Origin of the sequence: Pseudoalteromonas sp. SA25, assembly GCF_011378705.1 — a bacterium.
GTDB classification, from domain to species: domain Bacteria; phylum Pseudomonadota; class Gammaproteobacteria; order Enterobacterales; family Alteromonadaceae; genus Pseudoalteromonas; species Pseudoalteromonas arctica.
Genome location: NZ_WTKV01000026.1, coordinates 1 through 25,426 on the forward strand (window position 1 = coordinate 1; position 25,426 = coordinate 25,426).

Annotated in this window: 20 protein-coding genes and 9 tRNA genes; 6 read left to right on the forward strand and 23 right to left on the reverse strand. The window is 39.3% G+C overall.

The genetic code is table 11. The features are described from left to right. Window positions 1-502 precede the first annotated feature (502 nt). Window positions 503-1,918 (forward strand): sodium:alanine symporter family protein, encoded by a 1,416-nt coding sequence (locus tag GQR45_RS17875; RefSeq protein ID WP_165726637.1) that lies wholly within the window; start codon window positions 503-505, stop codon window positions 1,916-1,918. A gap of 926 nt (window positions 1,919-2,844) precedes the next feature. Here the strand turns inward: GQR45_RS17875 and GQR45_RS17880 are convergent. The 13 genes from GQR45_RS17880 to GQR45_RS17940 form a co-directional block, all read right to left on the reverse strand. Next, a tRNA-Leu gene (locus GQR45_RS17880) sits at window positions 2,845-2,931 on the reverse strand. Window positions 2,932-2,969: 38 nt separating this feature from the next. Continuing rightward, a tRNA-Cys gene (locus GQR45_RS17885) sits at window positions 2,970-3,043 on the reverse strand. 19 nt (window positions 3,044-3,062) lie between these two features. After that, window positions 3,063-3,138, reverse strand: a tRNA-Gly gene (locus GQR45_RS17890). A 49-nt stretch (window positions 3,139-3,187) separates the two neighbouring features. Next, window positions 3,188-3,274 (reverse strand) — tRNA-Leu (locus tag GQR45_RS17895). A 38-nt stretch (window positions 3,275-3,312) separates the two neighbouring features. After that, window positions 3,313-3,386, reverse strand: a tRNA-Cys gene (locus GQR45_RS17900). Between the two features lie 32 nt (window positions 3,387-3,418). Continuing rightward, a tRNA-Gly gene (locus GQR45_RS17905) sits at window positions 3,419-3,494 on the reverse strand. 64 nt (window positions 3,495-3,558) lie between these two features. Beyond that, a tRNA-Leu gene (locus GQR45_RS17910) sits at window positions 3,559-3,645 on the reverse strand. A gap of 37 nt (window positions 3,646-3,682) precedes the next feature. Next, window positions 3,683-3,756, reverse strand: a tRNA-Cys gene (locus tag GQR45_RS17915). Window positions 3,757-3,788: 32 nt separating this feature from the next. Beyond that, window positions 3,789-3,864: transfer RNA gene (locus GQR45_RS17920), tRNA-Gly, on the reverse strand. A gap of 212 nt (window positions 3,865-4,076) precedes the next feature. Next, window positions 4,077-4,622: a CDP-diacylglycerol--glycerol-3-phosphate 3-phosphatidyltransferase gene (gene pgsA, locus GQR45_RS17925; protein ID WP_165726638.1), complete on the reverse strand. Its 546-nt coding sequence runs from the start codon at window positions 4,620-4,622 to the stop codon at window positions 4,077-4,079. 42 nt (window positions 4,623-4,664) lie between these two features. Then, window positions 4,665-6,488 (reverse strand): excinuclease ABC subunit UvrC, encoded by a 1,824-nt coding sequence (gene uvrC / locus GQR45_RS17930; protein WP_165726639.1) that lies wholly within the window; start codon window positions 6,486-6,488, stop codon window positions 4,665-4,667. A gap of 9 nt (window positions 6,489-6,497) precedes the next feature. Next, complete coding sequence (uvrY, locus tag GQR45_RS17935) at window positions 6,498-7,148, reverse strand: UvrY/SirA/GacA family response regulator transcription factor (RefSeq protein WP_002963136.1); 651 nt, start codon at window positions 7,146-7,148, stop codon at window positions 6,498-6,500. Between the two features lie 108 nt (window positions 7,149-7,256). After that, on the reverse strand, window positions 7,257-8,408 hold the full coding sequence (locus tag GQR45_RS17940; protein WP_007587010.1) for a dicarboxylate/amino acid:cation symporter: 1,152 nt from the start codon (window positions 8,406-8,408) through the stop codon (window positions 7,257-7,259). 362 nt (window positions 8,409-8,770) lie between these two features. Between GQR45_RS17940 and cysK the strand changes: the two genes are divergently transcribed. Further along, a complete protein-coding gene (gene cysK / locus GQR45_RS17945; RefSeq protein ID WP_002963138.1) occupies window positions 8,771-9,739 on the forward strand; it encodes a cysteine synthase A in 969 nt (322 codons plus the stop codon). Between the two features lie 142 nt (window positions 9,740-9,881). Beyond that, window positions 9,882-10,316: a hypothetical protein gene (locus GQR45_RS17950; RefSeq protein ID WP_007587009.1), complete on the forward strand. Its 435-nt coding sequence runs from the start codon at window positions 9,882-9,884 to the stop codon at window positions 10,314-10,316. 76 nt (window positions 10,317-10,392) lie between these two features. Here the strand turns inward: GQR45_RS17950 and GQR45_RS17955 are convergent, their stop codons facing one another. Next, window positions 10,393-12,669, reverse strand: a complete 2,277-nt coding sequence (locus GQR45_RS17955) for an acyl-CoA dehydrogenase (RefSeq protein ID WP_165726640.1) — start codon at window positions 12,667-12,669, stop codon at window positions 10,393-10,395. A gap of 167 nt (window positions 12,670-12,836) precedes the next feature. On the opposite strand from GQR45_RS17955, the gene GQR45_RS17960 reads away from it, so the two are divergent. After that, window positions 12,837-14,684 (forward strand): M2 family metallopeptidase, encoded by a 1,848-nt coding sequence (locus tag GQR45_RS17960; RefSeq protein WP_165726641.1) that lies wholly within the window; start codon window positions 12,837-12,839, stop codon window positions 14,682-14,684. Window positions 14,685-14,751: 67 nt separating this feature from the next. Here the strand turns inward: GQR45_RS17960 and GQR45_RS17965 are convergent, their stop codons facing one another. From GQR45_RS17965 to GQR45_RS18000, 8 genes are all read right to left on the reverse strand, one after another. Then, complete coding sequence (locus GQR45_RS17965) at window positions 14,752-15,555, reverse strand: putative porin (protein ID WP_165726642.1); 804 nt, start codon at window positions 15,553-15,555, stop codon at window positions 14,752-14,754. Between the two features lie 665 nt (window positions 15,556-16,220). Beyond that, window positions 16,221-17,015 (reverse strand): putative porin, encoded by a 795-nt coding sequence (locus GQR45_RS17970; protein WP_024591302.1) that lies wholly within the window; start codon window positions 17,013-17,015, stop codon window positions 16,221-16,223. 201 nt (window positions 17,016-17,216) lie between these two features. After that, complete coding sequence (locus GQR45_RS17975) at window positions 17,217-17,591, reverse strand: PH domain-containing protein (RefSeq protein ID WP_007377979.1); 375 nt, start codon at window positions 17,589-17,591, stop codon at window positions 17,217-17,219. After that, window positions 17,591-18,499 carry an ABC transporter ATP-binding protein gene (locus GQR45_RS17980; protein WP_165726643.1) on the reverse strand — a complete coding sequence of 303 codons (909 nt, stop codon included), beginning with the start codon at window positions 18,497-18,499 and terminating at the stop codon, window positions 17,591-17,593. The genes GQR45_RS17975 and GQR45_RS17980 overlap by 1 nt, the downstream gene beginning before the upstream one ends. Further along, complete coding sequence (locus GQR45_RS17985; protein ID WP_165726644.1) at window positions 18,496-19,323, reverse strand: ABC transporter permease subunit; 828 nt, start codon at window positions 19,321-19,323, stop codon at window positions 18,496-18,498. The genes GQR45_RS17980 and GQR45_RS17985 overlap by 4 nt, the downstream gene beginning before the upstream one ends. A gap of 143 nt (window positions 19,324-19,466) precedes the next feature. After that, window positions 19,467-20,648 (reverse strand): cystathionine beta-lyase, encoded by a 1,182-nt coding sequence (locus GQR45_RS17990; protein WP_024608065.1) that lies wholly within the window; start codon window positions 20,646-20,648, stop codon window positions 19,467-19,469. Between the two features lie 9 nt (window positions 20,649-20,657). Continuing rightward, a complete protein-coding gene (nudC, locus tag GQR45_RS17995) occupies window positions 20,658-21,578 on the reverse strand; it encodes an NAD(+) diphosphatase (protein WP_165726669.1) in 921 nt (306 codons plus the stop codon). A gap of 174 nt (window positions 21,579-21,752) precedes the next feature. Next, window positions 21,753-22,256 (reverse strand): NYN domain-containing protein, encoded by a 504-nt coding sequence (locus tag GQR45_RS18000; RefSeq protein ID WP_024594121.1) that lies wholly within the window; start codon window positions 22,254-22,256, stop codon window positions 21,753-21,755. 150 nt (window positions 22,257-22,406) lie between these two features. On the opposite strand from GQR45_RS18000, the gene GQR45_RS18005 reads away from it, so the two are divergent. Both GQR45_RS18005 and GQR45_RS18010 read left to right on the forward strand, forming a co-directional pair. Further along, window positions 22,407-23,030 carry a hypothetical protein gene (locus GQR45_RS18005; protein WP_165726645.1) on the forward strand — a complete coding sequence of 208 codons (624 nt, stop codon included), beginning with the start codon at window positions 22,407-22,409 and terminating at the stop codon, window positions 23,028-23,030. Beyond that, the gene (locus GQR45_RS18010) at window positions 23,030-23,773 is read left to right on the forward strand and encodes a DUF3307 domain-containing protein (RefSeq protein WP_165726646.1); all 744 of its coding nucleotides are present in this window, start codon (window positions 23,030-23,032) and stop codon (window positions 23,771-23,773) included. Before GQR45_RS18005 ends, GQR45_RS18010 begins: the two co-directional genes overlap by 1 nt. Window positions 23,774-23,910: 137 nt before the next feature. Here GQR45_RS18010 and GQR45_RS18015 read toward each other — a convergent pair whose 3' ends face one another. Next, a complete protein-coding gene (locus GQR45_RS18015) occupies window positions 23,911-25,305 on the reverse strand; it encodes a DEAD/DEAH box helicase (protein ID WP_165726647.1) in 1,395 nt (464 codons plus the stop codon). Window positions 25,306-25,426: the final 121 nt, after the last annotated feature.

Here is a 25,426-nt window from a genome sequence, read left to right on the forward strand (position 1 = left end):
CTGTTGGTCACTCAGTTTTCAATTGAGACTCTAATTTGTTTGCCTCGCTACCTAAGTAGGTTGGCTGTTAGAACTCAATCTGTACGAGTGCCCACACAGATGATTGCTTTATATTGTTAAAGAACGTTTTGAGTCGCTTTAGCGTCTCAAGGGATGCGAATAATACACCCTTTATTTTTCGAGTCAACACTTAGTTTTAAACTTTCTTTCGACAATTTAAAACCGAAGTTTTATTTAACTCTCTGAGTAGTTCGCTCTTCGCTATGCGTTGGCGTTTCCTGTCTCAGTGGGGTCGCATTATAGGGAGCGGCGGATTTTACGCAAGCGTTATTTGCATAAAATAGTAATTAAAATTAAGCCCCAAGCAAGCACACATGATAAGCACAAGTTACCCACAAAACCCTGTTGATAACTCTGTTTTTGAACTTTAAAACTAAACACTTTTATCCTGATGTGATAAGTTGCGGTCACTTTTTTTAACTCATGTATTTAGGCAGTATCCATGACAGACATAATAAACAGTATAAGTGCCCTTCTATGGGGCCAAGTTCTCGTCTACTTATTAATAGCAGCAGGCCTCTTTTTTACTTTTCGACTAGGCTTTATTCAGTTTGTGCAATTTCCACATATGTTCAAAGTTATGTTTGGCTCTCGTAAATGTGCCGATAATGAAATTTCATCCTTTCAGGCTTTTTGTACTTCGTTAGCTGCACGTGTTGGTACAGGTAATATGGCTGGTGTTGCTGTTGCCTTATACCTAGGTGGGCCAGGTGCTATTTTTTGGATGTGGCTTATTGCATTAATAGGTATGGCTACAAGCTTTGCTGAAAGTACTTTGGCTCAGGCTTATAAAACAAAAGATGCTGATGGCAATTTTAGAGGTGGCCCTGCTTATTATATGCAAAACGGCTTAGGTAAACGCTGGATGGGGACTTTATTCTCGTTATGCTTAATTTTAGCCTTTGGTTTGGTATTTAACGCCGTACAGTCAAACTCTATTGCTGCAGCATTTGAAGTAGCGTTTGATGTACCTAAGTATATAGTAGGCATTTGCTTGGTTATTGGCTCTGGTATTATTATTTTTGGTGGTTTGAAAACGATTTCTCGTTTTGCTGAAATGGTTGTCCCATTTATGGCATTAGCTTACTTGTTAGTGGCTCTTTATGTATGCGCTATTAACTTTACTGCATTACCTGATGTAATTGTACTTATAATAAAAAGTGCTTTTGGTATTGAACAAGCTGGTGCAGGTGCAATTGGTTATGGTGTTACACAAGCTATGATCCAAGGTATAAAGCGTGGCTTATTCTCAAACGAAGCTGGTATGGGTAGTGCAGCTAATGCCGCAGCCACTGCGACACCTTACCCTCCTCATCCAGCATCACAAGGTTATGTGCAAATGCTAGGTGTATTTATTGATACTATTGTTATTTGTACAGCGACTGCTTCTCTTATTTTACTATCGCAGCAATTAGTACCTGAATCTGGTGTTATGGGGATTGAACTTACACAAGCAGCATTACAAGAACATGTCGGCGACTGGGGTACTTACTTTATTGCCATTGCTATATTGTTTTTTGCTTTTACTTCTATTGTGGCTAATTACTCTTACGCTGAAACAAATTTAATGTTTTTAGAGCACAACTCTAATAAAGGTATGTTTACCTTTAGACTTGTTGTTTTAGGTATGGTGATGTTTGGTGCTGTTGGTGAGCTTGGTTTAATTTGGACGCTGGCAGATATATCAATGGGTTTAATGGCCATTGTAAACGTTATAGCGCTATTTATGCTTTCAGGTGTTGTTGTATGGCTCTCTAAAGATTACAACGAACAACGCAAAAAGGGCTTAATACCCACCTTTGACAAAAGTAAGCATCCTAAACTTGCTAAAGAGGTCGATCCCGAGGCCTGGAAATAAACAATAAACAGCGAGCTACGGCTCGCTTTTTTAGTTCTAAAAATAAAAAGTCCTGACACATAACACTCGATCATTTATAAGTAAAAGCTGTTACGGACGATAAGAACTGTATAGACATTATCTGATTATCAGCCTAGATAAGACAACCTACAAAAACAGATGTTTAATGCCCATAGCTCTGCATTATGTATAAGCACTTTATTGTTTACCTATTTGAAGTTCTCACCATAACTCTAGACTTACTCTTACCCGCGATTTTTAACTTCCAATGAGCATGTGTTAGCAACCAATTCGACAACTATACCAACCTGCATAAATCTCTGAGCAATTTAACGAATTAAATTGCACTATAACGTCGTTAAAAATTTTTATTTAGAACACTAGATACAAAAATTTTTGCCTAAATCTAGCGTAATTTCCTTAACCTTAAATAGACCCCATATATAAGCAGATTGGTATTACTTTATGCTACCAGCACATAGGTGTTTGAACTTTGCTTTCAAGGTTATTTGCTCTCGAGGTGTAGATTGCTTTACTGTTTTGAATTTTTTAAAGCTAATGGCCTACTTTACTGGTTGTTATCATAAGTCTATGACGCTTAGTTCAGTTCAAAGTGTATTCATTAGCATAAAGTACTGTGTGTCGCTAAGGATTGCATGGCTGGTTTATTTGAGGCGCTATAGGATTGGGTTTGGAAATATTAAATTATGCTTACTCATATATATCTTTAATACGATAGATATACAAACTCTTAATGAACTATCACACAACGCTATTATTGGGTAGACCATGCATAAAATAGTGCATATCAAGATAATATAAATCATAGAAAACATAAAAATGATAAATCAGGATTTTTACTGGATATTTTATAGATATTAGAAGATTTATTAGATATTTTTTAAGCAGAGCGCTTAATAGATAGATGGTGCCCGAGGCCGGACTTGAACCGGCACGACTTGTTAGTCGAGGGATTTTAAATCCCTTGTGTCTACCAATTCCACCACTCGGGCATCGAGTTTGCTAATTAAAGCGTGTGGAGTAAATTATATGGAGGCGGAACCCGGAGTCGAACCGAGGTAAACGGATTTGCAATCCGGTGCATGGCCACTCTGCCATTCCGCCTAAATGTATCCAAATAATTTGGAGCGGTACACGAGGCTCGAACTCGTGACCTCGACCTTGGCAAGGTCGCGCTCTACCAACTGAGCTAGTACCGCAAAATACTGTTTTATCAACTTCAAATCATCTTGGTAAAATAATTTAAAGTGGTGCCCGAGGCCGGACTTGAACCGGCACGACTTGTTAGTCGAGGGATTTTAAATCCCTTGTGTCTACCAATTCCACCACTCGGGCATCGAGTTTGCTAATTAAAGCGTGTGGAGTAAATTATATGGAGGCGGAACCCGGAGTCGAACCGAGGTAAACGGATTTGCAATCCGGTGCATGGCCACTCTGCCATTCCGCCCCAATACTGGAGTAATAACCTTGAGATAAACTTGGAGCGGTACACGAGGCTCGAACTCGTGACCTCGACCTTGGCAAGGTCGCGCTCTACCAACTGAGCTAGTACCGCATCATATTAATTCTAAATTAACCATTTTATAAATTACACTTGGTAATGTAATTAAACCACAAAGTGGTGCCCGAGGCCGGACTTGAACCGGCACGACTTGTTAGTCGAGGGATTTTAAATCCCTTGTGTCTACCAATTCCACCACTCGGGCATCGAGTTTGCTAATTAAAGCGTGTGGAGTGTTGAAATGGAGGCGGAACCCGGAGTCGAACCGAGGTAAACGGATTTGCAATCCGGTGCATGGCCACTCTGCCATTCCGCCCCAATACTGGAGTAATAACCTTGAGATAAACTTGGAGCGGTACACGAGGCTCGAACTCGTGACCTCGACCTTGGCAAGGTCGCGCTCTACCAACTGAGCTAGTACCGCATTTTATTTATCAGTTATTTGAATCAACACATGATGATTTATGTGAACATTCAGGTAACTGATTAATTACCGTTTTGTTTATCTCGGGGGCTATGCCCTCTCAACACGGACGCATTCTACAGAGATTATTAAACGCGTCAATACAAAAAATGCTAGTTTTGAACTGTTTGCTTGTTTTTTATCTAAAACGGTGCGTTATTATACATTTAGAGTTAATTTTTAGTCAATTCACCCCATGCTGCACGTAAATATTGCATCATAGAACTCAAGGTTAAAAAGGTCGCAATGTACAGTAGTCCAAAACTTAAATAGCTCATCCACGTATCATATTGCCAAATCAAACCGATAATGGCTAACATTTGTGCAGCCGTCTTTATTTTACCCATATTTGATACAGCTACATTACCACGCTTACCCTGCTCTGCCATCCATTCACGAAGTGCAGATATAATAATTTCACGGCTTATTATAATAAGAGCAGGTATTGTCATATACATTGACTGGTACTGATCAGATAACGCTACAAGTGCAGCACATACCATTACTTTGTCAGCAACAGGATCTAAAAAAGCACCAAAAGGAGTTGATTGCTCAAGCTTTCTTGCCAAATAACCGTCTAATATATCGGTGATCGATGCAAGCCAAAAAATAAAGGCGGCAGCAAAAAAAGCCCAGCTATAAGGCAAATAAAATATCACCAAAAAAACGGGGATAAGAAAAAGTCTAAATGTTGTGAGTGTGTTTGGAATATTCCACATAACTACTTGGATATGTCTTTTTTGCTATATTCGCATGTAGGGCTAGCCCTTGTCATGCAAATGGTTAAATATCTTCTCAGCCATGTCAGGGCTGATCCCAGGAACTTTCTTTAACTGTTCTATATTAGCAGCTTTTACACCCTGCATGCCCCCTAAATATTTTAATAATGTTTGGCGACGCTTAGAACCTACTCCATTTATTTCTTCTAGTAGTGATTGTGTACGTTGTTTTTGTCGTTTATTACGATGCCCTGCAATAGCAAAACGGTGAGACTCATCACGTATATGCTGAATCAAATGAAGCGCAGGCGCATCTGAATCCATCGGAATGGTTTTGCGTCCACCGTCAATCAATAGTGTTTCAAGACCGGGTTTACGACTCGTTCCTTTTGCAACACCGACTAATAAAGGCATTTTAGTGTGCGGCCAATTAGAAAAGTACTGCTCAGCGCGTCCTAACTGCCCCTTACCGCCATCAATAAAGATAACGTCTGGAATTTTGTCTTCGTCTACTAACTTGTTATAGCGCTTATTAAGTGCAAATTCCATTGCAGCATAATCATCGCCACCTGTAATACCTGTTACGTTGTAGCGCCTATACTCTTTTGTATTTGGGCCTTGTGAGTCAAATACAACACAACTTGCAACGGTGTTCTCCCCCATGGTGTGGCTTATATCAAAACACTCCATTCGGGTAATATCATCAAGTCGCAGTGTTGCTTTTAATTGTGCATAACGTTTATTAATAGAGTCTTGGGTACTTTGCTTAACTGCAATACTGTTTAATGCATTTTTATTGGCCAGTTGTAAGTATTGAGCACGCTCACCACGGGTAACTACTTTAAGGGTTACTTTGCGCTCACTTATTTGTGTAAGCGCTTCGCCGAGTGCCCCGCTCTCTTCTATTTCAAACGGTAATATGATTTCTTTTGCGATACGCCCTGTTGCTCCTGGCGCTAAATAGTACTGTCCTAAAAATGAAGTCAATATTTCTTGCTCACTCGAATCTTTAGGTACTTTTGGAAAATAGGTTTTACTACCCAGTACTTTATGATCGCGGATCATTAATAAATGAATGCCGTTTAACCCGTTTAAATGCGCAAAACCGACAACATCCATTTCTGCAAAGTTACCAGAAATAGACTGTTGCTCCTGCATTTTACGAAGTAGCATTATTTGGTCGCGAACTTTTGCCGCCAATTCAAAGTTTAATTGCAGGCTGGCTGCTTCCATTTTTTTTATTAAATCAGCAATAACTTCGTGAGATTTACCCGTTAAAAATTTACGAACATAGTCAACTTGCTCACTGTAATCATCATCAGTTACTTTATTTACACATGGAGCTGAGCAACGTTTAAGTTGATATTGCAGACACGGGCGACTTCTTGCGCGGTAATAAGCATCTTCACATTGACGAACAGGAAATATTTTTTGCATTAAGCGCAAGCTTTCAGATACCGCTCCTGCGCTTGGGAAAGGCCCAAAGTACTCGCCTTTAATTTTACGACTGCCACGATGAAATGCTAAACGAGGGTGTTTATGGCTAGTGAGTAAAATATAGGGGTACGACTTATCGTCGCGTAATAATATGTTGTACCGAGGCTGATATTTTTTTATTAGATTATTTTCAAGCAGCAGCGCTTCGGTTTCAGTATTGGTGAGGGTGACTTCAATGTTACAAATATTACTCACTAAAACGCGTGTTTTGCTATCGGTAATGTTACTTCTAAAGTAACTGCTCACACGCTTTTTTAGATGCTTTGCTTTACCAACATAAATAACTTGGTTGTCACTATCAAGCATGCGGTATACGCCCGGCTCACTTGATAGCGTTTTGAGAAAATGTACGTGATCGAATTCAGACATAAATTATAGTTAGTACGAAACGTCTATATCAATCATTTTATGACGAATAGCTAAATGGGTAAGCTCAACATCACCACCTACATTTAACTTTTCAAACATACGGTAACGATAGCTATTTACTGTTTTAGAGCTTAAATTTAAGCGTTCAGCTATATTTTGTGCTTTTTCACCTTTGGTGATCATAAGCATAATTTGCAGCTCGCGCTCAGATAAACTCTGAAAAGGGTTTTCATCTGTGCGGCCTGTCACTTGTGCAAGCGCTATCTGCTGTGCAATTTCAGGTGCAATGTAACGCTGACCAGCATGAACACAACGAATGGCACGAACCATTTCGTCAGAGCCTGCACCTTTAGTTAAAAAGCCATGTGCACCAATTTGCATTACCTTGCTCGGAAACGGGTCTTCACAATTAACAGTAAGCACAATAATTTTTACATCTGGGCAGTAACGACAAATCTTTTTAGTCGCTTCTAATCCGCCCATGCCTGGCATATTCATATCCATTAATACTATGTTTGGCGCATGCTGACGACAAAACTGCACAGCCTCTTCGCCAGTTTTAGCTTCGCCAATTACTTTAAACCCTCGTACGTCATCAAGAATACGCTTGATTCCTGTTCGTACAAGTTCATGGTCATCAACTAAAAGTACATTAATCAATGGAACATCCTCACTTACCTAACAACATGCAATTTAATTAAATTAATTTGCCACAGTAACATACATAAAGCGAAACAATAATTAATATTATTGCCTCGCTCTAATAGTTTAAGATGACGATTTTTCGCTAAATCTGTCAACCCATAACGCAATGATACCATCACCCGTTACATTACACGCAGTACCAAAGCTATCTTGTGCTAAATAAAGTGCAATCATTAATGCAACAGCACCTTCATTAAACCCAAGCATGCTTGTTAATAAACCAAGCGCCGACATGACTGCACCACCTGGCGCACCCGGTGCTGCAATCATTACTACACCTAACATCATAATAAACGGTAGCATACCCATTAATGAAGGAACTTCCATGCTTGGCGATAAAAACATAACAGCCATTGCACAGGTTACTATAGTGATAGTTGAGCCAGATAAGTGAATAGTCGCGCAAAGTGGCACTGTAAAGTTAGCTACATCTTCTTTAACGTTATTTGCTTTACTTGATTGAAGCGATACTGGAATCGTTGCTGCACTTGACATAGTACCTAACGCTGTAAAGTAAGCTGGTAGCATATTTTTAACTAATTCGATTGGATTACGTTTTAACAATATACCTGTCGCTATATATAAAACGCTTAACCATAACCAATGCATAACAAGCGCTGCAATTAGTACTACACCAAATGTTTGCAACGTATCTACCACAGTGCCTGCCACCGTCATTTCGGCAAATACGCCAGCAATGTAAAATGGTAAAGCTGGAATAATTACTTTCGATAATAACCCGTCCACTACATCACGACCCTGATCAGACACCTTTTTAAGCGTATCAAGTTCTAGTTGGCTCATGCCTATACCAAATACAAAAGCAGTCACTAATGCGGTCATTACACCCATCAGAGGTGGAATTTCTAAATCAATAAAACTACCTATTTCAGTAGCAACTTCTGCTTCAAATGTTATGCCACCACTTAAAAAAGGGATAACAGCACTTACTAATAAAAATGCAAGCGTACCTGCAATAATGGTAGAGCTGTAAGCAAACCCGACTGTTTTACCAAGTAAGTGACCAGACCCTTTTGGTAGGCCAGCAATACCCGATGCAATAAAAAATAAAATGATAAGAGGGATGGTAAAGGAGATAATTTGACCAATCAGCTCTTTTACTGTAAATAAAAGTTCAACACCAGTTATAGGTACATATAGTCCGACTAAGATACCGGCCACAATACCGGCAATTAATTTTAAGATTAACTTCATTGTGATTGCTTAATTGAATTTAGATACGTGTTTTTATCATGTTTTAGACGCATTGTGTGATAAAACTATTCAAGTTACATTCATATGCACAAATAACGAACAAATACAGCTTGATCCAATGCTCTTTCGAACATTTTTTGACTAAACGAGTTTTTACTCTTTAAATTTCAAATTAAGCCCGCACCTATAATAACTAAAGCACCGTTAATAATTGATTTTTATTTCGGCTGGTTATAAGCCCAATAGATATATGTTATAGCCAAACTTTACTTTAGTTTTTTTAAACTCACAGTAAAGTGTGTTTATATAGTTAGTAGCAAAGGCTATTAACACGTTGATCAGATTGCATCCAAAGGAACATTATGTCTACTATTTTTGAAGATAACTCACTAAGCATCGGTAATACACCGCTGGTAAAACTTAACCGTGTTACAGGTGGGAATGTATACGCTAAAGTTGAATCTCGTAATCCAAGCTTTAGTATCAAATGCCGCATTGGTGCATCGATGATTTGGGAAGCTGAAAAGTCAGGTCAGCTTGTTGAAGGTAAAGAACTTATAGAACCAACATCGGGGAACACCGGTATTGCACTTGCATTTGTTGCAGCAGCACGTGGTTACAAGTTAACACTTACTATGCCAAACACCATGAGCCTAGAACGTCGCAAGCTATTAAAAGCATTAGGTGCAAATCTAGTACTTACCGACGGTGCTAAAGGTATGAATGGCGCAATTGAAAAAGCAAAAGAAATTCAAGCAACTGCACCTGATAAGTATATTTTATTACAACAATTCGAAAACCCTGCAAACCCAAAAATTCACTTTGAAACAACAGGCCCTGAAATTTACGATGCGCTTGACGGCAAAGTAGACTTTTTTGTAGCAGGTGTAGGTACTGGTGGTACTATTACAGGTGTTAGCCGCTACCTTAAAACAGAAAAAGGTTTGAACGTTAAGTCTATTGCTGTTGAGCCAACTAACTCTCCTGTTATTAGCCAAACGCTTGCCGGTGAAGAAATTAAACCTGGCCCTCATAAAATCCAAGGTATTGGTGCTGGTTTTATCCCTGGCAACTTAGATATGGACTTAATTGATGGTGCCGAGCTTGTATCTAACGAAGACGCAATTGCAATGGCGCATCAGTTAATGAAAAAAGAAGGTATTTTAGTCGGTATTTCGTCAGGTGCTGCGGTTGTTGCAGCTAAGCGAATTGCTGAAAAACCTGAAAACGCAGATAAAAATATTGTTGTTATCCTACCTAGTGCAACTGAGCGTTACTTATCAAGCCCAATGTTTGATGAAGAATTTAGTGAGCAAGAGTTAGTGCAATAAGTAATTTTAAGATTTTTGAAAGGATGCTTTAGGCATCCTTTTTTATTATTTATTATCCAATTTTCTATTTATTGCCCCCCATACCTTTACATCTTCCTAGATAAACCACACACTTTAAAAAAACTAATTAATAATAACTAATATGAAAAAAATCACGAGTTTATTAAGTTTGGTTATCTGTTTATTTTTATCAGCCTGTGGAGACGATACCAAAACACTTGGCGACACTCCTGGCGATACAGCAACCGCTTATTTTGATGCGCTTTATAACCAGCAAGACCTTCAAAAAGCCAGCACCATGGCAACACCCAATCTTACGCGCATCATGAAATCCTACGGCACTGCAAAACAGTTTTCCCGTAACTTAGTAAATATGCAATATGATGAAGTAACCATTGAAGTTGATATGACCAATATGAGCATCCGTGAACAATACGGTGATAACGCCAAAATAAACCTTATTTTTACCGGCTATTTAAATGGTGATAAAATTGACGAAATGCGCAGTGTAAAAATGCTTCGTAAAAAGGGCAAATGGTACATAGATAAAATAGTTGCCGACCCTTACGCTCGTTAAAATAAATGAATTAAACATAAAAAGGCCTTACATTTGTAAGGCCTTTTTCGCTTTAGTTAGTATTTAAAGTACTGCGCTACAGCTCACCTGGTTGAAAATTATCAACTGCAATGGCTTTCTTTCGTAACTTATTAGCGTGATGCATTGCATCAGCATCCGTTTGCTCTAATAACTTATTCTCAAGTGCATAATTTATAGCGCCTTCAATATCAAGCGTTGCAGGCACACTGCCCTTACGCTGCCATTGTTTTAGGTCTTTAAACTGCGCCTGCATATCATGCATAGCTAAAAATGCGCTTTCCATGACCCCTGTACCTGCATTTTCATCTACATAACATAAATGCGTTAAGCGGTTTCTAAATACACCCGGTTGAGTCATACGCTCACAAATACTTTGTGCAATTTCATCACTTGGTCTGTGGTAATGATTTCCAAGCGGGAAGACGATACGTTTAAGGGTAAAATTAACAACCGGGTTTGAAAAGTTTTTAAAGAAGCCATTAAACGCTTGGCCAATTTCAAATAATGAGTTCTCAATAGCATATTTTACAAATGGTAAATCAGCTTGTTGGCGCCCTTCGTCTTCATAACGTTTTAAAACAGTTGATGCTAAGTACAAATGACTTAATACATCACCCAAACGTGCCGATATCATTTCTTTTCGTTTAAGCTCACCGCCAAGCATTAACATAGCCACGTCTGTGCAAATAGCTAAGCCTCGGCTCATTCTGCTCAGTTGCTTATAATAAACAGCCGTTTCACCACCTACAGGCGCTTTAGCAAAATAACTACGTGTTAAGCCATGCACAAATGCCATACCTGCATTACTTGCTGCAAATATTATATGGTTCATTAATAAACCATCAAATTGTTCAAGTGCTGCGTCGGCATCTTCCATTGCAGCGGCTTCCATTTCTTTTAAAACAAATGGATGACAGCGTGTTGCACCTTGGCCAAATATCATTAAGTTACGCGTTAAAATATTCGCGCCTTCAACCGTAATTGATACTGGAATACCCATATAGCCATGCGCCAAATAGTTATTAGGCCCTACTTGAATTCCTTTACCTGAATGAATATCCATTGCATCATTCATTACCGTACGACCCATTTCAGTCATATGGTATTTAGCAATCGCTGTTACAACCGACGGGCTTAATTTTAAATCAATCGCACCTGCGGTCATTAATCTGCATGACTCAAGTGTGTAAGTTAAACCACCAATACGCGCAAGTGCCTCTTGCACGCCTTCAAATTGCCCTATAGATACACCAAACTGCTGGCGTACCATGGCATATGCCGATGTCATTTTTGAAGCTAAATGTCCAGTTGCTGCACTCAATGCTGGTAGTGATATACCACGCCCTGCACTTAAACACTCAACAAGCATTCTCCAGCCACGCCCTGCACACTCTTGACCGCCAATGATCCAGTCCAGTGGTATAAATACATCTTTACCGTAAGTGGTACCATTCATGAAGGCCATATTAAGCGGATAATGACGCTCACCCGTTTCGACACCCGGATGATCGGTTGGTATTAGTGCACATGTAATGCCTAGCTCTTTCTTATCACCTAATAAAGCATCAGGGTCATACATTTTAAATGCTAAGCCGAGTACAGTAGCCACAGGTGCAAGCGTAATGTAACGCTTTGACCAATTTAAACGCAGGCCCATTACTTGCTCGCCATTGTGCTCACCCATACACACCACGCCCGAATCAGGAATGCTGCCAGCATCAGAGCCCGCCTCTGGTCCCGTTAATGCAAAACAAGGAACATCTGTACCATTAGCTAAACTTGGCAGCCAACGATCTTGCTGCTCTTTAGTACCATAGTGAAGAAGTAACTCGCCCGGACCTAAGCTATTAGGCACCATAACAGTGACTGCGGCTGTTAAGCTTTTAGTCGAAATTTTTGACACTATCGTTGAATTAGCAATTGCCGAGAACTCACGACCGCCAAATTTTTCAGGAATGATCAGCGCAAAAAAACCTTCTGTTTTTAGGTAATCCCACACTTCTTTTGGTAAGTCTTTGTCTTTTTGTACAATTTGATAATCATCAAGCATCGCCAATAAGGTCTCTACTTGGTTAGCCATAAATGCGTTTTCTTTATCGCTAAGCTCTGGTTTAGGAAAACGGTGCAGTTTTTGCCAGTCTGGGTTACCACTAAATAACTCACCATCCCACCAAACATCACCTGCTTCCATCGCCTCTCGCTCTGTTTGCGATAATGGCGGAAGCACCTTTTTGAACATTTTAAACGTAGGACGACTAATCAAGTTTAGGCGAATATCTTTAACCGCAAAAATAACCACCACCACGACCAGCAATATTATAAATATTAACATGCGCACATTCCTTACACATTGAATGAAAATAGTAACTTAATTATGACCCATCTTAATTTAAATACAATCATTGCACGACGAGTCGTGAGCCTTAACGCATTCATTTTATTGTTTTAAACATCACTGCTATTATCAACGTTTTAATAACAATAAATTAAAGGAATAGCATGACCCCCTTTCGATTTAAACTAAGTATGAGCGCCTTAATGGTAGCAAGTACTCTTGCTTTAACAGCCTGCGATGCGCAAGTAACGATAGACACTACCAATTCAGCACACACTAAAAAAGCTGTAACAGCTAAAGATGCAAATACATTTATAACAAACACAGAAAAAGAACTAAGTGCACTTTATTTAGAATCGAGCCGTGCAGAATGGATTTACGCAAACTTTATTACTCATGATACGTCGGCTCTATCGGCTGAAGTTAACCGTAAAATGACCGAAACAGTCGTGCGTTTAGCAAATGAAGCTGCAAAATACGACGAACTAGAGCTTGATTACGATGTTCGCCGTAAGCTTGATAAACTAAAACTAGCACTTACACTTCCAGCCCCACAAGACGCTGATAAAACAGCGAAGCTTTCACAAATTGTCGCAGAGCTTGGCGGGCTATATGGTAAAGGTAAATACTGTAAAGAAGACGGCACCTGTTTAAGCCTTGGCGACATGACTTCAAAAATGGCCACCAGCCGAGATTACAACGAACTACTTGATTTATGGCAAGGCTGGCGTGAAATATCAAAACCCATGCGCCCACTTTACGAGCAACAAGTAGCACTTACCAACGAAGGTGCAAAGGAGCTTGGTTATGCCGATACGGGCGCTATGTGGCGCAGTAAATACGATATGCCTGCTGATGACTTCACCACTGAGCTTGACCGTATTTGGGGCCAAGTTAAACCACTGTATAACTCGCTACACTGTCATGTTCGCGCAAAGTTAGGTGAAAAGTACGGCACCGAAAAAGTACCTCAAGATCAGCCAATACCAGCGCACTTGCTTGGTAATATGTGGGCGCAAGCATGGGGTAATATTTACGATGTAGTTGCACCAGAAAACGCCGATCCGGGTTACGACGTAACCGAGTTATTAGCTCAAAATAATTACGACGAACTTAAAATGGTAAAAGGGGCTGAAAACTTTTTTACCTCAATGGGTTTTGACGCACTACCAGAGACATTTTACGAGCGTTCACTGTTTGTAAAACCAAAAGACAGAGATGTGCAGTGTCATGCATCAGCATGGAATATCGATAGCAAAGACGATTTACGCATTAAAATGTGTATTCAGCGCACAGGCGAAGAGTTTTCAGTTATTCACCATGAATTAGGTCATAACTTTTATCAACGCGCATATAATAAACAACCTTTATTTTATCAAGAAAGTGCAAACGATGGTTTTCATGAAGCCATTGGTGACACCATTGCCTTATCGGTTACACCGGGTTACTTAAAAGAAATCGGCTTACTTGAACAAGTACCTGATGAATCTAAAGATATTGGTTTATTAATGAAAATGGCACTTGATAAAGTCGCCTTTGTGCCGTTTAGCTTAATGGTTGATCAGTGGCGCTGGCAGGTATTTTCAGGGGAAGTAGCACCGGAAAATTACAATAAAGCATGGTGGGAACTACGTGAAAAATACCAAGGAGTGCAAGCTCCTATCGCACGTAGCGAAAATGATTTTGATCCGGGTGCTAAGTACCACGTCCCGGGTAACACGCCTTATACACGTTACTTTTTAGCGCATATTTTGCAATTTGAGTTTCATCGCAGCTTATGTGAAATTGCCGGTAACGATAAAGCCATTCATCGCTGCTCTATTTATAACTCAAAAGAAGCAGGGGATAAGCTAAACGCTATGCTTGAAATGGGTTCGTCTCGCCCTTGGCAAGAGGCGCTTGAAACTGTAACAGGTAAGCCGCAAATGGATGCAACAGCAATGCTCGATTACTTTGCACCATTACAAACATATTTAGATAAACAAAACGAAGGCCGCAACTGCGGCTGGTAAATAGCGCTGAACAAAAAGCCCGCTCAAATGAGCGGGCTTTTTATTCATATTCTAATTTTCTGTTAAATTAGAACTGTAAGCTTACATTTGCAAAGTAAGCATCATAATCAGAATCATCCCAGTTATTGCCGTAACCTGCTTTTAAACCAACATTGTTGTTGAAAAAGTGTTGGCCACCAAGAGTGTAGTCATCATTTTTATTAACTGTAACAAACACCGATGTTGCTTTGCTGAAATAGTAGTTAGATGCTAATTCCCAGTTACTTGAACCGCCATCAACATCTTCAAACTTACCTTCAACAGTCAAGTAGTTACCTTGCTGTAAATCAACAAAGTACTTAGCTGCTACTGCACGGTAATCAAACTCATCATCTGATGTTACTGTAAAGCCGATATAATCAGTGCTGTTTAACTGATGGTTATATGCTAAGTCAAACACAAACTGATTGTCAGCATCTTCTACATCAACAAACGTAGCTTTTAATACAAGGTTTGGATTAAAGAAGTAACCAGCTGAAAGTTCAATTACATCCGTGCTTGAGCCAAAATCACTATCGAGATTATTGTACTGTGCACCTAATACAAAATCTTCTACAAAATACTCACCGCCAATGCTAGTAACATCTCCAAGATCATTATCACTGTATGCACCATAAACATTTGTTTGCTTATTGATGTATTCAAATTGATCGTAAGGACCTAAAGTCGCTTTTGGAGAAAAATAATATGTTGAGTCAACAGTTATTGTGTCATCACCATCTACATCCACATATCCTACATGGCTGATTGATTGGTAAGTATCTGCGGCTATTGCAGTGGTTGCAGCACTTGATAATAAAATGCTCGAAATGATAACGGCTAATTTTTTCATTTTAAATTCCCTATAAATATTACTTTTTATGCCTCAGCTGTCTAGCCAAAGTCGGGGCGCATCCTAACGCCAAAAAAAAATGAACAAAAACTGAATAAAAGGTCAGATTAAACTCAGTGGAATTGTAATAATTTATACGTAAATGTAAATACAAAGTATCCATTAAATCTACAAGACAATATCATGTCATCATTTAAATTTAAAAAGTAACAAATACGGTACAAACTGTCGCTAAATTGAACACAACTTAATTATTCGATAAACCTCATCAATATAATTTCCTCTCACTAAATTTTTTTAATTTCTCAAAAAAATTACTCTGTTTAATTCATTATTTCTGTATTTATAATGAAAAATAGGTTTGTATCAGTGCATATTTTTATCTGTTTTTTCCAATAACCATTGTTTACTAGCAAAAACAACTCCAATACTTACTATTTTATAGCTATTATCATCGACTGCACTTAATGGCTTTAATAACAATTTAGCCATTCATGGCGCTCTATTTATAACTTAAAGGAGTTATTTAGATGAGCAAAATAAAGTCCGTAATTATGACTGGTAAAAGTTTATAGTTAAAAGCTCAAACATTTAAAACGACAAAGCCCGCTAAATTTAGCGGGCTTTTTAATATTACTTTTGTATTAACTAAGTACGGGACTTAATTAAAACTGAAAACGCATGTTAGCAAAGTACGCATCGTTATCAGAATCATCAGCGTTGTTTTCGTAACCCACCTTTACACCAATATTTTTATTGATGAAGTGTTGAGCACCAAAGCTATAAGTATCTTGCTTATTGTAGTTAGCAAATACAGATGTTGCCTTTGAAAAGTAGTAGTTAGTTTCTGCTACCCATTGGTTTTGGGCATCATCAATGCTTTCGTATTTACCTTCAAAAGTAAGGTAATTACCTTGCTGTAAATCAATAAAGTATTTAGCAGCTACTGCACGGTAATCAAAATCGTCGTCTGATGTAAGTGTAACACCTACATAATCTGTGCTGTTTAGCATGTAGTTGTAAGCTAAATCAAATAATGCGTAATCATCGCCGTCTTTGTTTTCAACTAGTGTTACTTTTGCAAGTAAATCAGGGTTGAAAAAGTAACCACCCGTCAGTTTATAAAGCTCACTGTTAGAACCTGAATCTGGATCTAGGTTTTCGTAAGATGCGCCAACAACAAATTCATTAATGAAGTATTCACCACCAACTGATGTTAAATCGCCAAAGTCGTCATCTGCGTAGCCACCATATACGTTAGTTTGTTTATTGATGTATTCAAACTGATCGTACGGACCTAAAGTTTTTTTAGGAGATAAGTAGTAAATAGAATCTACAGCAACGGTGTCGTTGTTATCGCTATTTTTATAGCTTAGGTTACTAATTGAATTATAGCTGTCTGCAGCAGCCGCAGTGCTAGATAATAAAATGCTCGAAATAATAACTGCTAATTTTTTCATTGTAAGACTTCCCTATGTACATTGCTTTTTATGCTCTAGCTGTATTGCTAAAGTCGAGGCACATGCTAACGTTAGGAAACTGAATGAAAACTTAACTAACCAGTTGTATTTATTAAGTTAATTGTAAGGAAGTGTTGTAAACTGTAAAATTAAAGTAGTTGCAACATCTAGTCAACAACTACTTAAAACATGTACCGCAGCTTAAAGCGCGTGTTGGCTAATAATACGGTAAACATCGTTAATATTATCGCCAGACTTAAACTCTTTACTAATTGGTGTTGGATCTGAGCCAACCCATATTTTTAGCTCGGCATCTAAGTCAAAATGGCCTGCACTTTCTTTACTAAACTTGGTAATTTTAGAGTAAGCAATACTCACCATTTCCATTTTAGAACCGGTCATACCTTGCTTATCAATTAAGATTAAGCGCTTATTAGTAAAAATAAACATATCACGTACTACTTTATATGCTTTTTCTACTTGCTCGCCGTCAATTAATGTATTGGCGAGAATTTTCTCTAAATCAGAATCGTCAACTTCGCTTGCATTACCCATAAGTCCGCTAAGTAAACCCATTATACTTTCTCCTGTTTAAATATTTGATTCTCTAATGTGTGACCATTAACTAACTGCCTGTACTGCCAGTGTTGTTGATGACAAAAATTCAGTAGTGCAATATCAAGTGGATCGCTCGTTGGTTGATACTCAACAACATATTCTTTATGCTGGCTCATATACACTCGGCTCACCCCTGCAATTGCTTGAAGCTGTTGCTCAACATTTTGATAAGCTTCGCTTAGCATTAATGTATAAAAGTGTTTATCAGTATTATTTGTTTTTGTTTGATGCTCGCTTAATACGCCTTTATCTAAATGAAGCACCTGTGAGCATAGTCGCTCAAGCTCAGTTAAATCGTGAGAGCTTAAAATAAACGTAGCCTGTTCACTTAATTCAGATACTAGCTCGCGTACTTCTCTGGCATGAATCGGATCAAGCCCTGCGGTTGCTTCATCAAGCATTACAATTTGTGGTGCGCCAATAAGTGCTTGCGCTATCGTAACGCGCTTGCGCATGCCGTGCGATAAGTCCCCCGCACGCTGCTTTGCAATTTCTTTTAAGCCAACCAAGTCAAGTACACGTAGCGCCTCAGTTTGGCTTTGCTTAGCACCCATACCTTGCAGTTTTGCATAAAAAGCGAGTTGCTTATCTATATTAAAACGAGGGTCAAGTTGTGCATCTTGTGGTAATGCACTTACTTTATTAAATAAAGCAGCGCTCCCTGGCTTATGCCCTAATATTTCAAGGCAGCCTTTACTTGGCGCTATATAGCCGCACAACAAACTAAATAAGGTGGTTTTACCCGCACCATTTGGCCCAACAAGTGCCACTGGCGCGCCTTTATTAATCTCAAAGTCCACATTATTAAGCGCAAGCTTTGCACCATACGATTTACTCAGACCGCTGGCTGTAATTAATGGTCTCATAGTGAGCTCCTTGCAAAAATACGTTGAGAAACGCTTAGTAACACCGCTGTTTGCACTAGGGGAATAGCCACAGCGCTTAATAATGGTAAATTTTGCCCCGCTAATAACTCTATTTGCACACCCGGAAATAAATAATCAAGCACGCCTAATGCGGGTATTTGCCATTGCAATATACCAACTACAATACCGCCTGCTGCAAAGTATAAAATTGCCAATACAATAGATAAACGCGATGAGCGAGCAAAGGTATTTATTAACGTCATAAGTGCTACAAATGGACATAAAGTAACAACCAATATTAAAAATATAGAAAGCGCACGAGCAAAACCACCAGCCAGTAAACTTGGATCTCTAAACCCTAGTACAGCAAGCGTAGCCACAAGAGTAATGCCCACTAAGCAGGCTAATACCGCTAATTGTCCTAAAAAACGACCAAACAGTATTTCAAAGCGAGTGGAGCGCAGTGATAAAAACCTTAGTGTGCCGCGCTCTCTATCGCCTACCGTTTGGTCGCTACAAATAAATAAACCAAAAACGGGAAAGCTATACAGGGCTATTAACCAGTACATAGCAAATTCGGCCTCAGGCCAATCCAATAATTTACTTAAACCAATAGAACCTGATATATCACGGGCTATTTGCTCAAAATCGGGCGCACTTACAATGCCTACTGCCTGCCCTATTGGGTAGCGCAGTATTATCAGCCACACCAATGCAAAGGCAGCTAATGCAATAAGTCCACGTTTAGTTAAAAACATACGTACAAGCTCAAATCCCGCTATTTGCGTTAATCGCCCTACGTTTATCGGTAATGGTGTTGCCATTGACTATCCTTAATGACTTTTTATTTTCTGTGTATTTATCCACACTAAGTGTAAACACCTTGAATTACCAGCAAAAAAAAGCTCACCTATAGTGAGCTTTGTAACAATACATTTAAATGTAACAGCATAAATTGCGATATAAATTATAGATGCTGCTTATAAACCTCAAGTGCTTGGCTTAAATCGCTAATTAAATCTTCAACATCTTCAAGGCCAATATGCAGGCGAATAACCGGGCCTAAATCCCAACCTGTATTTGAACGCAGCCCTTTCATAGTTAAATTAGCCGTTACTAAACTTTCAAAACCGCCCCACGAAAAGCCCATTTTAATATGCTCAAGGCTATCTAAAAATGCATCAATCGCTTTTTGATTACCGGTTTTCATCACAAATGAAAACAACCCATTACTGCCATCAAAATCACGTTTAAAAAACTCATGCCCTGGGCAGGTTTCAAATGCAGGGTGGCGAATATGATCAACAAGCTCATGTTGTTCAAGCCATTTAGCTACTTCTATTGCTGCTTTTTCATGTTGATTCAAACGCACACCCATTGTACGCAGGCCTCTAAGCGCTAAATACGCATCATCGGCACTGGTACATTGCCCTAGTAAGTACGAGTTTTCGCGCAAGGTTGGCCAGTACTTTTTATTAGCAACAGCCACACCCATCATCACGTCTGAATGGCCGACAATATACTTCGTTGCAGCCTGAATACTAATATCAACACCGTGCTCTAGCGGACGATAATGCAAACCGTTGCCGTAGGTATTATCAAGTATGGTCATTACGCTATGCTCATTGGCTACTTTTACCATAGCAGGCACATCTTGCACTTCCATCGTAATAGAACCTGGGGATTCTAAAAACAATACTTTGGTATTTGGCTGAATGTAGTCTTTAATACCTGCGCCAATGGTTGGCGGGTAGTAGGTTGTTGTAATGCCCAGCCCCACTAAAATTTTATCGCAAAAATCGCGAGTTGGTTCGTACACGTTATCAACCATTAAAATATGATCACCGGTTTTTAAAAACGATAAAAATACTTGGCTAATCGCCGCCGCGCCACAAGGGTATAGTGCACAGCCTTCGCCGCCTTCAAGTTCTGTAATCGCTTCTTGTAGCGCAAAGTGTGTTGTTGTTCCCCGGCGCCCATAAAATAACGTTTTATCGCCACGGGTTTTAGCAGCTTCTTTTAAATCTGCTACGGTATCAAATACAATGGTAGATGCACGCTGTACAACGGGATTTACTACGCCATGTGTATAGGCTTTTTTGCGCCCTGATGATACCAGTTGAGTGTTTTTATTACTTTTACTCGACATTGTTAATCCTTAAGGGTTTGTGCGCCAATGCTCAATTAAATAACGAGAAATAGAGTCGGTTCTAGGCAGCTTTAAATGATCCCCTTCTTCGTGCCAATTACCAAATTGCTCTAAGTCTTCACGGCTAAACCATTTTGCATCGTCTAGCTCTTCTTTATCTACGTTAATTTCCTCAGATGTCGCCTCTGCAAAAAAACCAAGCATAATGGACGATGGGAACGGCCATGGCTGAGATGCAACATAACGTACGTTATCAACCTCTATACCTGCCTCTTCTTTAACTTCACGCGCAACAGCTTGTTCCAGTGTCTCCCCTGGGTCTACAAATCCAGCAAGCGACGAATACATACCAATAGGCCACGCGGCTTGGCGACCTAATAAACAGCGTTCTACTCCGTCAGCAAAGACTTTAGTAACCACCATAATTACCGCAGGATCGGTACGCGGGAATGTAGGATGCTTACAGTTTTCGTTTTCACATACACGAGAATGCCCTGCTTCCACTGAACGGTTTTTACTACCGCAGCGCCCACAAAAACGGTGCGTGGCATGCCAATAACATAAACCTCTCGCAAGGGCGGCTATTGAGGCATATTTAATGGTTACTTGAGGCCCATATTGGCGAATATCAAAAAACTGAGCGCCCTCTATTAAAGGCGTAAGTACGCTTTCATCCAGATCAGAAACATCCAATGCAAACACACCATGTTTAGCATTGTTTAAACCAACAAAAATAGCACTCGTTAAATCTAAATGCGCCACTTGTTGATACGTTAAATAGCTTACTTTAGGGGTATCTTTAATAAATAGGGTTTGATTATTTTTAACTAAAACCCATTTACTTTGCGCCGACATTTGCGCTTTAAGCCACGATGGGTCTTTACGAAAATTTGAGCCTCTATCTAGTGGCATGTTGCTGTAATGAAGCATGTAAGTCCTTGGTAACTCGTTATGCTTTAAAATTACCATAATCATTTAGCAAACCCAATTGATTACAGTAATAAAAAAAGCCTATATAAGGCTTAATTCATCTATTACGGCTTTGTATTAAAATCTCTCATGTTGCAGGCACTTAGCTTGCACCTTTTTAACTATTTTTTGCTGTTAAAGGAGCAAGGTATTATCAATTAAATGAAATTGCTCAGCGCTTTGTTTTAATACCTCTGCAGTTAACCGGTCAGCACCGTAAACATCGCACGGTACATTATATTGATTTTTTAAATGCCCAAGTAACAAAGCAAAGTCACCATCGCCAGAGAGCAAAATAACCTTATCAAGATTCTTACCCTGCTCTAACATGTCTATTGTTATGCCTACATCCCAGTCACCTTTTGCACTGCCATCACGACGTTGAATAAATGGCTTTAGCTTTACGTCAAAGCCAATCGCACGCAAAATATTTTGAAACTGATTTTGCTTTTCATCACCTCGATAAATAGCGTACGCAAAAGCACATTCAATATTGTATTGCGCCTGCATTACCCGCCAAAACGCATTGTAGTCAAAGTTTTTTCCGTAACTCTCGCGGCACGTGTAATAAATATTTTGCACATCAACAAAAATACCTACGCGTGGTTTCGTGCTTTGCTGCTCGTTTTGTAAAGTCATTTAGTGTCCTAGTGAGGATTAATAGCAATAAAAGTAACGTTATAAAATAAGTGTACCTTGCAATTTATATTTAAGTAACCTAAATTAGTTACATACCCTTATGTAACCAATATTGGTTACATATTAAAAAGTAACCATTTTGAGATTTTTATGATTGGTGTGATCAGCGGCGATATTATTAAATCGCAAACAATCCCTAAGCAGCAATACGATGCCATGCTTTATCAACTAGAGCAAAGTTTGCGAAACATTTCGGGGGAGCAAACACTTTGGAATATATACCGAGGCGATGCCTTTCAGTTACAAGTTAATAATCCTGAGCTCCTTTTTAAAAATGCCATACTTGTATATTTACACCTTAAATCGTCAGGTTATGAGCTGCGCCAAAGCTTGGCACTTGGGCAAATAGATAACCCACGCAGCGATATAAAAACAGCAACCGGTTCTGCTTTTACCCTTTCGGGGCAAGGCCTTGATAAAATAGGTAATCAACGCTTTGTTTTTAATATTAATGAGCAGCAGCTTGATGAAAGCTTAAATCTTAATTTAGCCTTTGCCGACGTATTACTCACTAAAATCACGCAAAAACAAGCAAATGCCCTGTATGTCTATTTAACATCATCAGACAACAGCCACGCGGCACTGGCTAAAGAGCTTAAAACAAGTCGCGAAAATGTAACCAAACTACTAAATTTAGCGCACTACCAACTTATAGAACGCTTTATTAAACACACACAACACTTTATAAAAAATATAATTAAAGGAGGTGAATAATGGAGTTTGCACTTTTACTGGTCGCGCTTATTATTGGCCACTTACTCGCTGATTTTTACTGGCAACCTATGAGTTGGGTAAACGACAGAAACACCCGTCACTTTAAAGCCAGTAAGCTTTATTTTCATGTACTAGTGCATGGTATAACAAGTGCACTCATTATTACCGTGTGGGAATACACATTCGGGTGGCAGCAACTAAGCAGTATTTTAATTGCCACGGCGAGCATTATGTTGAGCCATTATTTTATTGATATAGCTAAATCGTATTCTAATAAAGGCGTGGTGCCTTTTTTACTTGATCAAATAGCGCACATACTCGTTATTATTGCGCTCAGTATTTGGCTAACTGATAACAATAGCTTTATGACAGCAATTAATAATATGCTCACTGATCCCAAAATACTGTGGGTGGTATGCGGTTATTTAATTATTTTAAGTCCTAGCGCCGTATTTATAAGAATGATGTTAGAGCGTTTAACAAGTAACTTTTCAAGTACTGGTAGCTTACCGCTTGCAGGGCAAAGCATTGGTATGCTTGAGCGCGTACTTATGCTGAGCTTTATATTGCTTGACCAATTTGCAGGGCTTGGTTTTTTACTTGCAGCAAAGTCAGTATTTAGGTTTGGCGATTTAAGTGCAAGTAAAGATAAAAAACTTACCGAGTACGTTATGCTCGGCACATTACTTAGCGTAAGTGTTACTTTATTTGTCGGCTTGGGTATTAACTATTTAATCAGGTAGGCAATACAGTAAGTACAAATTACAGACAATAAAAAACGCGCTACTTCTATCGATTAAAAAGAAGGGAGCGCGTTTTTTGTATCAACCTTTAATCAAGTTCTAAATTAATTAAACGCCAATATAATCATTAATAATGATTAATCGTTACTTGTGCGACGACGGCGCTGGCCATTACCGCCAACAGATTCACGCTTTGCCCATGGGTTTTGCGCATTATCATCTGTTTTAGCTGCTGGCTTTTTAGAACCACCACGACGAGGGCCGGTACCATTACCACCATTGTTCGGCTTTTTACTGTTAGGCTTGCTGCTATCAGATTTAGGCTTATTAAAAGGCTGCTTTTTCTTAGGCTTTTTAGCCGGCAGTGGGCGAGCATCTAATGCGCGTTCAGCGACTGGGTTAATAGGCTCAAAACCGTCTTCTTCAGCACGTGGGATAAGCTCACCAATAAAGCGTTCAATACCGTATAAATCAACAGCATCTTCTGTTGTTACAAACGAAATCGCATGACCCGACGCACCGGCACGGCCTGTACGGCCAATACGGTGAACGTAATCTTCATATACATTTGGTAAGTCGTAGTTAACAACATGCGGTAATTCAACAATGTCTAAACCACGTGCAACAATGTCTGTTGCTACTAGTACGCGTACTTCACCACTTTTAAAACCATCAAGTGCTTTAACACGTGCGCCTTGTGATTTATTACCATGGATAGCCGCGCCTACAATGTCATCGCGCTCTAGTTGTTTAACTAAGCGGTTAGCACCGTGCTTTGTGCGGCTAAACACTAACACTTGTTGCCAATCGTTAGTGCGAATCAAGTGGCTTAGCAATGCTGTTTTACGTGTTTTATCTACCGCATAAACACACTGAGTAACACTTTTTGCAGTGGTATTTTTTGCAGCAACTGAAATTTCAACAGGGTCATTAATTAACCCTTTTGCTAATGCACGAATTTCGTCAGAAAATGTAGCCGAAAACATCAAGTTTTGACGTTTAGCAGGCATTTTAGCAATTAAGCGTTTAATGTCGTGAATAAAGCCCATGTCTAACATGCGGTCAGCTTCATCGAGTACAAGCACTTCAACGCTATCAAATTTAACTGCATTTTGATTATGTAAGTCGATTAAACGACCCGGCGTTGCTACTAAAATATCAACACCTTTACGAAGACGCTGCATTTGTGGGTTAATTTTAACGCCACCGTAAACTACAAATGAGCTCACATCCGAATGCTTAGCGTACTCTTCAACGTTTTCGCTTACTTGCAAAGCAAGCTCACGTGTAGGCGTTAAAATAAGTGCACGTACGTGGTTACTTTTAGCTTTAGGGCCTGACGACAAACGCTCAATAAGTGGTAATGTAAAACCCGCTGTTTTACCTGTACCTGTTTGCGCTGCTGCCATAACATCACGGCGTTCAATAATTGCAGGAATTGCTTGAGCCTGAATCGGCGTTGGCGTTTCATAGCCCTTTTCTAAAACCGCATTAACCAAAGACTGTGATAAACCTAAACCTTCAAAACTCATATAAACTCTCTTTTAAATTAGGCTACGTTAGCCAGTTGCGCGCATTATACCTGTAGTAGCTAAGAATGCATGCCATTATTTACGTTGCGAGCAATTGAGCATAGCTTAATAAAATTAAACC